Here is an 11,392-nt window from a genome sequence, read left to right on the forward strand (position 1 = left end):
TTAAATGAAAAAACTAGGATTCTTTACGCTTCTTCTACTAACATTAAATACCAACGCCCAAATCAAAATTTTATTTGACGCGACCAAAGCTGAAACCGCCGGAAATGCAGATTGGGTTATTGATGCTGACACTCATAATTTAGGATTTTCATCAGGTCCTGCCATAACGGGAACAGGTAATGAAGCCAACCCGCAAAGAACACCATCTCCTTTACAATCGAACATTACTTCCTCAACACCGGAGACCTACTGGAATGGCGGTTTATCGAATTGGGGAATAGATTGTGTTAATCAAGGCTATACGGTTGAAAGTTTGCCTTATAACGGACAAATCACCTATGGCATGACTTCGAATTTACAGGATTTGAGTAATTATAAAGTTTTTGTAATTGATGAGCCTAATATTTTATTTACCGATACTGAAAAAGCGGCCATTATCACTTTTGTCCAACATGGCGGTGGTTTGTGTATTATTTCAGACCATACCATTTCAGACAGAAACAATGATGGAGCAGATTCGCCTCAGGTTTTGAATGATTTGCTGAGTAACAATACGGTTCAGAATAATGCCTTTGGTATTGCCTTTGATTACAATGATATTTCACAAACATCTTCGAATATTGCCAATCTTCCAACAAATCCTATACTGCACGGGACAGCTGGAACAGTATCTCAGGTTAAATGGTCAAACGGCACGACAATGAGTTTGAATACAGCTCAAAACAGTTCGGTAACCGGTTTAGTGTATAAAACAGGAACAAGTTCAACAGGTTCTACGAATGTATTATGTGCTGCTGCTACCTATCAAAGCGGCAAAGTGGTTGCCATAGGGGATAGTTCTATAACTGATGATGGCACAGGGGACAGCGGTGACACACTGTATAATGGTTATATCACGGATGCTAATGGCAATCATCAGAAATTGTTGATGAATGCTATTATTTGGTTAGCTACTCCCAGCGCATTGGGTATTGAAACTTCTAATTTAACGAATATTGATTTTACAATAACTCCTAATCCTCTTCAAAATAAAGAATTGAAATTTTCATATTCAAATATAGATAATGAGCCCACTCAACTTGCAATTTATGACACTTTAGGAAGATCTATAAAAACAATTCCATTATCTAATAATGAAAACTCTCTAGCTTTAGCGGAATTGAACTCAGGGGTTTATTTTGCTAAAATTTCAAACGGAAAACAATCTAAAGTACTTCGGTTTATACTACAATAGAAATTTTCATACCATAGAATCTAAATAGATTTAATCAGTAGCATTACCCTTTAATTTAAAAAAGATACGCCATAAATGAAAAATTGGATATTGGTTTTTTTTTGTGTTTTTTCCATTAGTAAGTTTCAGGCACAAGCTTTAGACACTTTATCAGTTTTGAAAAACGACAGCACTCAGGAATTTAGAATTACACCAACGCTTTCCTATCAGTATCAAAAACCAAAATTCTTTGATTTTATTACCAAAATTCCAAACGATTTTGGCATCATGGGTACTATGTTTATCCAAAAAGAGAATCTTATTGGGTTTACTGCTACCGTTGGAGCTACAGTTGCTTTACTTCCGTATGATCAAAAGATAACCAATGGCTCCAGAAGTTTTGGACAACAAATAGGATTTGAATCGGGACACAGTTATTCAGGGCCTATTAAAATGTTTCCTAAGAATATTAATTCTACCATTTTTAGATTGGGCAATGGTTTTACAGCACTATTGGTTGGTGGAGGATTGTTGGCCTATGGCGCCATCAATCATAATTACCGAGCGCTACATACCTCGAGTGAATTGATGGAGGGACTATTGGCTTCAGGGCTGTTAGTACAACCCTTTAAAAGAATTTCAGGACGGGAAAGCCCCTTTGTGGCTGAGGATAATGGAAATAATGGTGGCGATTGGGACTTATTCCCTTCATTTAGTGCCTATCAAAAAAACACGCCTGCTTATGACGGAATGCCATCGGGTCATATTACGACGCTAATGACATCCGTGATGATTATCTCTGAAAATTATAAAGAAATCAAATGGATAAAACCTGTTGGTTTCGGTATGATGGGGCTGATGAGTTTTGAGATGTTGCAAAGTAAAGTGCATTGGGCTTCGGATTATCCCATTGCAATATTTATGGGATACATTATTGGTAAAAGCATTGTGAAATCAAGGGTTACAGAGAAAACAACTACAGCCATTGGTGGTGTAAAAAGCTTTAAACCTAAGTTCCACTATTCGTTCCGTTCAAATCAAAACTTTACTTTAGTGGGAGCCAATATGATTTTTTAGGTGTTTGTAAATTAACTTAGTTACTTTTATAGTGCACAATTAAATTTTTTTACTGTTATTAAAATCGCTTATAATTAATGAAACTATTACTGATAGAAGATGAACCGGAATTGCAGGTAAGCATCAGACAATACTTTGAAATGGAAAGTAATGTGGTTGAAGTAGCCGATGATTTCAGTAGTGCTGAGGAAAAAATTGCCCTTTATGATTATGACTGTATTTTAATTGATATTACTTTACCCAGAGGATCAGGACTTGATTTGATTAAGACAATAAAAATCAAAAAATCTAAAGCTGGCATTATCATCATTTCGGCTAAAAATTCTCTGGATGATAAAATAACAGGGCTCGACTTAGGTGCTGACGATTATTTACCAAAACCTTTTCATTTGTCAGAACTCAACTCCCGAATCAAAGCATTAATTAGGAGAAAAAAATTTGACGGAAATTTGGAAATCGTGATCAATGAAATTAGAATTTCGCCTGTTGAAAGATCTGTTTATGTGCATAACAACCCTGTAGTTTTAACTTCAAAAGAATATGATTTATTGCTTTATTTCATAACCAATAAAAATAGGGTCGTTAGTAAAAGTGCCTTAGCAGAACATCTTTGGGGAGACAATGCGGATCAACTGGATAACTTTGATTTCATATACAACCATGTGAAAAATCTGCGCAAAAAATTATTGGAAAAAAAATGTGAAGATTACCTGCAAACCATTTACGGAATAGGATATAACTTTAAAACCAAGGAATGAGACTGTTAACTAAGACAAGTTTGTATTATTTAGTGTTAAGTATCCCGATGCTGCTACTGTCTGGATTTGTTTGTTATTATGTTATTACCCAAGAAGTAAAAGACAGCAATAATGAACTATTGCTTAATCGTAAAATTCAAATAGTGCAGTATCTTAAAAACAATGATACGGTTGCCCTACACTTTATTGTCAATAGCGGGGAAGCACAGATTAAACGGGTTTCAAAATTTAATTCCCAACTGGCAGGTAAAACTATTTTCTCAGACACGCTTATTCTGGACAAAGCTGAAAATGAAATGGCTCCCAACCGGATTATTACCACTGTTGTACCTATCGGAAAAGAAAATTATCAAATCAAAATTTGGCGAAGCACTTTAGAATTTGACGAATTAATAGAAGGCATTTTATCATTACTTGCTATCATCTTGCTTTTCCTTTTTATCATTTCAATATTGATTAATTTTTGGGTTTCCAAAACCTTGTGGAAGCCTTTCAATACTACAGTAACTTCATTAGAGACGTTTAGTGCCAGCACTAATAAATTACCCAGTTTTGAAAAAACTTCCATAAAAGAATTTGCTGCGCTGAATAATTCGCTCAATACCATGATGGAAAAGATGATAGCGGATTATAACAGCCAAAAACGGTTTACAGAGAATGCATCGCACGAAATTCAGACTCCACTAGCGGTCATAAAGTCAAAGATTGATTTATTGATGCAGTCTGATAATTTGAAAGCGTATGAAATGAAGTTAATAGCCGGTATTGATGATGCCTGTTTTAAGTTAACGCGCCTAAATCAATCCCTTTTATTGTTGACAAAAATTGAAAACAGGCAATTTAAAATTGCGGAAAAAGTATCCATAGTTGGAATAATTGACCATTCGCTGCTTTTATTTGATGAGCAAATCAAAGCCAGTAAACTAACGGTAAGCAAAAACATTGAAGAAGATTTTAGTATTGATATCAATCCTGATTTATGTTTGATTCTGATTAATAACTTGGTGCAGAACGCTATAAGACATAATATCGAAGGTGGAAGTATTGTTTTTTTTATCGAAAATCACAGTGTAACTATTTCTAATACCGGAAAAGAAGAATCACTCGATACCACCACCCTTTTTGAGCGTTTTCAAAAAAAATCAACATGCCATCTTTCTATAGGGTTAGGTTTGTCTATCGCAAAAGAAATTGCAGAAGTGAGCGGATTGACCTTGGATTACAAGTATGTTTCAGATAGGCATCATTTTAAGTTAACTACACGATAAAAGAGGATATCACCGGTTTCCCATAGATTTAAAATAGAATTGTGTTTCATCTTTGTACTTATACTGAGAAGCAATTAATTTTAAATCGATAAAAAATGAAAACAATATTCCTGGCCATAACTATTGCACTAAGTGCTGTGGTAACGGCACAAACGGAAACAAAATCGAAGACATCTAAAATTCCGACAGTGGTTACAGAAGCTTTTGCCCAAGAATTTCCGAAACGAAAAGCAAAATGGAGTGCAGAAGACGGCGGATATGAAGCCGAATTTAAAATAAATGGGACTGAAACTTCAGCAGTTTATGATAAAAAAGGGCATAGGAAAGAACTCGAATCAGCTATTAAAACAAACGAACTTCCTGCAAATGCTTTAGCATATTTGAAAAAAAAATATCCTACCGGCAAAATTACAGAAGCTTCCAAAATTACAGACGATAAAAATGTGATTACGTATGAAGCCGAAATTAAAAAAGACGGAAAAAAGTTTGATGTGTTACTCGACAGCAATGGGAAATTCATAAAAATTGTTGATGGAGATTAATTCTTTCAAAAATCTTTAGTAATCTTTTTTTCAAAACTCTGTAATACCTACTTTAATGAATCCTACTAAACACTTACTGATACTATTAATTTCAGCACTTTCATATGGTTATTTAAATGCACAAGAGTTGTCAAAAAAAGACTCGCTGAATACTGAAAATATAAAATTTAACTACAAACAATTAATCATTCCAACAGCATTGATCGGCTATGGTGTTATTGGCCTTGGGAGCGATGACTTAAAAGACTTCAATTTAGGAATACGAAATGAAGTGACTGATGATATTGACGGAAAAATTACCGTTGATGATTTTTCACAATATGCACCGGCATTATCAGTTTATGCTTTAAATTTAGCGGGAATTAAAGGTAAAAATAATCTAAGAGATAGGTCAATAATACTGGGGACCTCTCTTTTACTGATGACGGGCACTGTGACCGGCTTGAAGAAATTAACCAAAGTGGAGCGGCCTGACGGTAGTGATTTCAATTCTTTTCCATCAGGGCACACGGCTACCGCTTTTGCCGGAGCTGAATTCATGTGGCAGGAATATAAAGATGTTTCCGTTTGGTATGGCATTTCAGGATATATTGTAGCCACCGGTACCGGTTTTTTCAGGATTTATAATAATAAACACTGGTTAACCGATGTGGCGACGGGTGCAGGTATCGGAATTTTAAGCACTAAAGTTGCTTACTGGATATTCCCGTATGTGAATAAACATGTTTTTAAATCGAAAAAGAATATCAGTTCCGGAATGGTAGCTCCGTTCTACAACGGTAAACAAATGGGCTTAGGAATGATTTTGAACCTAAAATAAATGATTGTTACCAAAGTAATTCAGATATTTACATAGAAAATAACATTATGAAAAGACTATTCTCAATACTATTCTTTGGCTTCTGCATCACTAATGCATTGGGTCAAACCTATAAAATTTCTAAGAAAATAAGTATTTCCGGTGATGAAGGCTGGGATTATCTGGCAGTAGATGATGTGAACCAGCATTTATTTGTTTCGCATGGCAGCGTGGTGAATGTTGTTGATTTAAAAACCGACAAAACCATTGCTACCATTCCTGATACCAAAGGCGTTCACGGCATCGCCATAGCTAATGATTTGAACAAGGCTTTTATTACTGACGGAAAAGATAATGCCGTTACGATTGTCAATTTAACCACGTTTGAGTTACTGGAAAAAGTGACTATTGCAGGCCAAAAACCCGATGCTGTTTTGTATGACCAATTTTCACATAAAGTATTTACCTATAATGCTAAGAGCAGCGATGCTACCGTTCTTGATGCCGTTACTAATAAGGTAGTGAAAACGATTCCGCTTGACGGTAAACCTGAATTTTCGGTAACCAATACCAAAGGTTTGATTTATGTGAATATTGAAGATAAAAACCAAATCAAAACCATTGATGCGAAAACCCTTGAAGTTATAGCAACATGGAGTATAGCTCCCGGTGATGAACCTTCGGGGTTAGCCATAGATACAGAAACGAACCGCTTGTTTTCGGTTTGTGGTAATAACTTAATGATAGTCGTTGATGCTGCTAACGGAAAAATTATTAAAACCCTTCCCATTGATGACGGCTGTGACGGAGTGGCCTTTGATGCTAAAAAGAAACTGGCGTTCAGCTCTAATGGAATAGGAACTATTACCATTGTAAAAGAAGAAAGCGCCAATAGTTTTGTAGTTCAGGAAACGGTAAAAACCCAAAAAGGTGCTCGAACCATAGCATTGAATAAAACAACACATCAGTTGTATTTATCTACCGCTGATTTCGGAACCAAACCCGAGCCCACTACTGAAAACCCGAAACCCAGAGCGAGTCTTATCCCTAATTCATTTGTAGTTTTAGTTGCAGAAAGCGTTAAATAACTCTATGTTGATTTTGCATAAATTTGTACTATGAAATCAATCTTTTTTTTCATTCTTATTTGGTTTAATGTCAAGTCTTTTTCGCAAGAAAAGGACTTACGCTTTTTTATAGAAAAAGCGCAAACAAATTCTCCTTTACTAAAGGATTTATCCAATCAGATGAAGTCTAATACCTTAGACAGTTTATTAAATAAAGCCAATTACAAGCCACAACTTACCGGGAATCTGAATGCCAATTATGCTCCGGTTTTGAATGGCTATGGCTATGATACGACTTTGAGCAACGGGCAATCGATTTCTGGTTTAGTAGGAGTGAATCAAAGAATTATCGGGAAAAACCAAATCAATTCACAATCCGAAAGTTTCCAACTGATTAAGCAATCGTTAGTACTTAATAAAAAAATAGCCGCTAAAGATGTAAACAAGGTAATCATTGCCCAATACATCACTGCTTCGGGAAGTGATGAGCAAATACAATACAATCAAAAAATGGCAGCGCTTTTAAAAGACGAAGCCATTATCCTGAAAAAATTAACCCAAAACTCGGTATACAAACAAACCGATTACCTAATATTCCTTTCTACGGTAAAGCAACAGGAATTGCAAGTGCTGCAGTTCAAGCAACAATATCAAAATGATTTGAGCCTTCTCAATTACCTATCCGGAGAAACAGACACTACTTTCGTTACTTTGAAAAAACCGGAAATCAGTTTAAAATCCATTTCATCAACAGATAAAAGCGTGTTCTTAAAGCAATTTGAGGTGGATAGTCTAAAGATTCTGAATCAAAACAAACTCATTGATAATGCTTATAAACCTTCGGTATCATTATTGGGAGATGCCGGCTACATGTCAAGCCTTACGTATGAAGCACATAAAAACTTTGGGGTTAGTGTAGGTTTGGGCTTATCAATTCCAATTTATGACGGGAATCAAAGAGCACTGCAACACCAAAAAAATGAAACAGCTTTGGCAACAAATTTGGCTTATAAAGCAAATTTTAACAAACAATACCAACAGCAGGTTCTGATGTTAAACCAGAAATTAAGACAAGCTATTGCTATTGAAAACCAACTGCAATCGCAACTTCAAATTGCCGATGCGCTCATTGAAGCCAACAAAAAATTACTGTTGACCGGTGATGCACAAATCACTGATTTTGTACTTGCCATCGGAAACGTGATTACGATTAACAATACCATAGCACAAAATAAAATCAATAAACTGCAACTAATTAACGAACTTAATTACTGGAGTACTAACGAATAACGACATGAAGAACTTTTTTCTTTTTTTGATGCTGCTGCCGTTTTTGCTGATTTCCTGCAAGGATAAAACGGAAGCTGAAAAAAATATTGATACCCGTGTTCCGGTGACAATAACCACTATAGATACCACCGGATTGGAAAGTTATATTGATTTGAATGCCACAGCAACTTATCTGGTAAAAAACGTGATTAAAGCCAATGCTACCGGGTATTTGAATTCGGTAAATATAGCGGTGAATGATGCAGTGAGTAAAGGAGAGGAATTGTTTTCCATCAAAACAAGAGAAGCCAAAGTTTTAGGCAATACCATCAATAAAATAGATCCTACTTTAAATTTCGGCAGTGCTATAAAAGTACGCTCCAATACCAACGGAATCATAACGTCGGTTACTGTGCAACAGGGCGATTACGTTCAGGATGGCGATGCTTTGGTTACCATTAATGATACTAAAAGCTTCGCCTTGGTGTTGAGCCTGCCCTATGATTTAAAAAAATATGTTACTGTTGGAAAAGTGTTTACTGTTTTATTACCTGATGCTACTACAAGACAAGCTACTGTTCAAAAATTTATGCCAACTGTTGATGCGGCTTCGCAAACGCAAAATGTAGTGTTGAAAATTAGCGGGCAGCAAGACCTACCAGAGAATTTAATTGTAAAAGTCAGAATTACAAAATCAGCAAATGTCAAAACAATATCCCTGCCCAAAGCAGCTGTTTTGAGTGATGAAACCGAAACCGATTTTTGGATTATGAAACTGGAGAACGATACTACAGCAGTCAAAATCCCGATTAAAAAAGGTATAACAACCGATGATAAGGTAGAAATTCTATCGCCGGTTTTATCCCCAAAAGATAGAATCCTACTCACTGGAAATTATGGTGTGGCAGATACCATTACAGTAAGAATGGTTAAAAACGAATAAGTATGAACAACTTTTTTGTAAAACATAAAAACGGATTAAGTACCCTTATTTTTCTAATCATTTTGGGAGGGATTTTTACCTATTCTAAAATGCAGACGAGTTTATTCCCCGAAATAACCTTTCCAAAAATAAAAATCATTGCCGATGCCGGCCAACAGCCCATAGACAAGATGATGATTACGGTGACTAAGCCATTAGAGAATGCCATAAAAAAAGTTCAGGACCTCAAAACGGTGCGCAGTACCACCAGCCGCGGAAGTTGCGAAATCTCCGCCTTTATGGACTGGAAAGCCGATATTGATTTGAGTAAAACCCGCATTGAGGAACAGGTTAATCAAATCAAAAATAACCTTCCTCCGGATACGCAAATTACTATTGAAAAAATGAATCCTTCCATATTACCAGTAATTGGGTATGCCATTGAAGGAAAAGGAAAATCGGCTATCGAACTCAAGAAAATAGCCAATTTTACCATAAAGCCTTTCCTCTCTCAAATTGACGGAGTTTCCGAAGTGAGAATTATTGGAGGTAAAGAAAAGGAATATTGGTTATCACTTGATTTTGATAAAATGGCAGCATTAGGTATTACACCCGCAGCCATTACACAGGTAATGAATGAAACCAATTTCATCAAATCGAATGGGTATTTAGCCGATTACCGTTATTTATACTTAACGATAACAGATGCTCAGGTGGATCAAAAAGAAGAACTTGAAAATTTAGTTATTCGCAATAACGGCAAAGGTATAGTGACTTTGAAAGATATTGCAACGGTTGACATTAAAGAAGCTAAAGAATATATAAAAGTTAATGCCAACGGCAACGAAAGTATTCTGGTAGCAGTCATCAAGCAACCTAACGCCAACCTGATTTCACTTAACGAGGCTATGAGCACGCAACTTGATGGCTTAAAAAAAATACTCCCGAAAGGCATCAAAATTACCCCTTATTACCAGCAGGCTACTTTTGTTAATGATGCGGTGAAAAGCGTTACTGATAGTTTATTGATAGGATTACTATTGGCGATAATTGTAGCCGTTATATTTTTAAAATCAGCCAAAGCCAGTGCTACCATTTTAATTACTATTCCGGTCACCTTAGGGCTAACCCTCATTGTTTTGTATCTCACCGGGGAGACGTTCAACATCATGACCTTGGGAGCTATTGCTGCAGCTTTAGGATTAATCATTGACGATGCCATTGTAGTGGTGGAACAAATTCACAGAACCCATGAAGAACATCCTGAAGAGCCTACGGTTTCCCTGTTGCAAAAAGCCATCGGGTATTTATTTCCGGCTATGGTGGGGTCATCTATAAGTACAATAGTGATTTTTATTCCGTTTGTGTTGATGAGTGGTGTAGCGGGAGCCTATTTTAAAGTACTGACCGATACCATGATCATTACTTTGGTCTGTTCATTTTTTGTAACCTGGTTATTGCTTCCGGTAATATATTTGTGGCTTACGCGAAATGAAAATACTAACTCTATAACTAAAAATAGTACTGAATCCCATGAAGTAAAAACACAGAACTGGGTAGCTTATTTTATCCATAGGCCTATAATGAGTATCCTATTTTGTATTGTTTTGGCGCTTTCGGTTTTTATTATTTTACCCCGTTTGGAAACCGGATTTTTACCTGAAATGGATGAAGGTAGCATTGTTTTAGATTATGAAAGCCCGCCGGGAACTTCCTTGGAAGAAACCGACCGAATGCTGAAAGAAGTCGAAAAAATAATCGTTAAAATTCCCGAAGTAGCGGCTTACAGCAGAAGAACCGGAACACAAATGGGCTTCTTTATCACAGAACCTAATAGAGGAGATTATCTCATTCAATTGAAAAAGAACAGAGATAAAACCAGTAACGATGTCATTGATGAAATAAGAGCAAAAGTGGAAGCAACACAACCTGCTTTACGTATTGATTTTGGCCAAGTGATTGGCGATATGTTGGGCGATTTAATGAGTTCAGTGTCACCAATAGAAGTAAAAGTGTATGGAAATAATCAAGCAGAATTACAAAAAACAGCCAAAGCCATTGCGGCTATAGTCGAAAAAGTAAAGGGCACTGCTGATGTTTTTGATGGTATTGTTTTAGCAGGACCTGCTATTAACATTGTCCCTAATTATACCCAACTGGCACAGTATGGCATTTCACCAAGCGACTTGCAGTTTCAGTTACAAACTGCCCTCGAAGGGAATGTGGTGGGTAGTTTATTAGAAAATGAACGGGCAACACCTATACGGTTGATTTATGCTAACGGACAAAAAAGAAGTCTGGACGATATCAAAAAGCTAAAACTGTTTTTACCCAACGGACAATCTGTTCCCATTTCAAGCTTAGTAACTATTACACCTCAAAAAGGTATTGCCGAAATTGAGCGCGAAAACCTGCAAATGATGAGTGTGGTCACTGGAAGATTAGACAATCGTGATTTGGGAAGTGTCATGCAGGAA

At 36.3% G+C, this 11,392-nt stretch carries 10 protein-coding genes; all 10 read left to right on the forward strand.

Annotated elements, in window-relative coordinates; genetic code table 11:
- The first annotated feature begins 4 nt into the window (after positions 1-4).
- Complete coding sequence (locus V7D82_RS02190) at positions 5-1,234, forward strand: T9SS type A sorting domain-containing protein (RefSeq protein ID WP_333599334.1); 1,230 nt, start codon at positions 5-7, stop codon at positions 1,232-1,234.
- Between the two features lie 75 nt (positions 1,235-1,309).
- Complete coding sequence (locus V7D82_RS02195) at positions 1,310-2,290, forward strand: phosphatase PAP2 family protein (RefSeq protein WP_333599335.1); 981 nt, start codon at positions 1,310-1,312, stop codon at positions 2,288-2,290.
- Positions 2,291-2,367: 77 nt separating this feature from the next.
- Positions 2,368-3,048, forward strand: a complete 681-nt coding sequence (locus V7D82_RS02200) for a response regulator transcription factor (RefSeq protein WP_333599336.1) — start codon at positions 2,368-2,370, stop codon at positions 3,046-3,048.
- On the forward strand, positions 3,045-4,316 hold the full coding sequence (gene porY, locus V7D82_RS02205; RefSeq protein WP_333599337.1) for a PorY family sensor histidine kinase: 1,272 nt from the start codon (positions 3,045-3,047) through the stop codon (positions 4,314-4,316). Before V7D82_RS02200 ends, porY begins: the two co-directional genes overlap by 4 nt.
- 95 nt (positions 4,317-4,411) lie before the next feature.
- Positions 4,412-4,858 (forward strand): PepSY-like domain-containing protein, encoded by a 447-nt coding sequence (locus tag V7D82_RS02210; protein ID WP_333599338.1) that lies wholly within the window; start codon positions 4,412-4,414, stop codon positions 4,856-4,858.
- 55 nt (positions 4,859-4,913) lie between these two features.
- Entirely contained in the window at positions 4,914-5,678 is a 765-nt protein-coding gene (locus V7D82_RS02215) for a phosphatase PAP2 family protein (protein ID WP_333599339.1), read from the forward strand.
- A gap of 47 nt (positions 5,679-5,725) precedes the next feature.
- The gene (locus V7D82_RS02220; protein WP_333599340.1) at positions 5,726-6,745 is read left to right on the forward strand and encodes a YncE family protein; all 1,020 of its coding nucleotides are present in this window, start codon (positions 5,726-5,728) and stop codon (positions 6,743-6,745) included.
- Positions 6,746-6,775: 30 nt separating this feature from the next.
- Entirely contained in the window at positions 6,776-8,014 is a 1,239-nt protein-coding gene (locus V7D82_RS02225) for a TolC family protein (protein ID WP_333599341.1), read from the forward strand.
- A 4-nt stretch (positions 8,015-8,018) separates the two neighbouring features.
- A complete protein-coding gene (locus tag V7D82_RS02230; protein ID WP_333599342.1) occupies positions 8,019-8,936 on the forward strand; it encodes an efflux RND transporter periplasmic adaptor subunit in 918 nt (305 codons plus the stop codon).
- Positions 8,937-8,938: 2 nt separating this feature from the next.
- On the forward strand, positions 8,939-11,392 hold a 2,454-nt coding region (locus tag V7D82_RS02235; RefSeq protein ID WP_333599343.1), incomplete at its 3' end, for an efflux RND transporter permease subunit.

It is taken from the genome of Flavobacterium sp. (genome assembly GCF_036741995.1).
Classification (GTDB): domain Bacteria; phylum Bacteroidota; class Bacteroidia; order Flavobacteriales; family Flavobacteriaceae; genus Flavobacterium.

What these genes read in the sequence shown, in the direction of transcription:
- porY (WP_333599337.1), top strand. Translation starts at nt 3,045, where the DNA reads ATGAGACTGTTAACTAAGACAAGTTTGTATTATTTAGTGTTAAGTATC.
- V7D82_RS02210 (WP_333599338.1), top strand. Translation starts at nt 4,412, where the DNA reads ATGAAAACAATATTCCTGGCCATAACTATTGCACTAAGTGCTGTGGTA.
- V7D82_RS02225 (WP_333599341.1), top strand. Translation starts at nt 6,776, where the DNA reads ATGAAATCAATCTTTTTTTTCATTCTTATTTGGTTTAATGTCAAGTCT.
- V7D82_RS02230 (WP_333599342.1), top strand. Translation starts at nt 8,019, where the DNA reads ATGAAGAACTTTTTTCTTTTTTTGATGCTGCTGCCGTTTTTGCTGATT.
- V7D82_RS02195 (WP_333599335.1), top strand. Translation starts at nt 1,310, where the DNA reads ATGAAAAATTGGATATTGGTTTTTTTTTGTGTTTTTTCCATTAGTAAG.
- V7D82_RS02190 (WP_333599334.1), top strand. Translation starts at nt 5, where the DNA reads ATGAAAAAACTAGGATTCTTTACGCTTCTTCTACTAACATTAAATACC.
- V7D82_RS02200 (WP_333599336.1), top strand. Translation starts at nt 2,368, where the DNA reads ATGAAACTATTACTGATAGAAGATGAACCGGAATTGCAGGTAAGCATC.
- V7D82_RS02220 (WP_333599340.1), top strand. Translation starts at nt 5,726, where the DNA reads ATGAAAAGACTATTCTCAATACTATTCTTTGGCTTCTGCATCACTAAT.
- V7D82_RS02215 (WP_333599339.1), top strand. Translation starts at nt 4,914, where the DNA reads ATGAATCCTACTAAACACTTACTGATACTATTAATTTCAGCACTTTCA.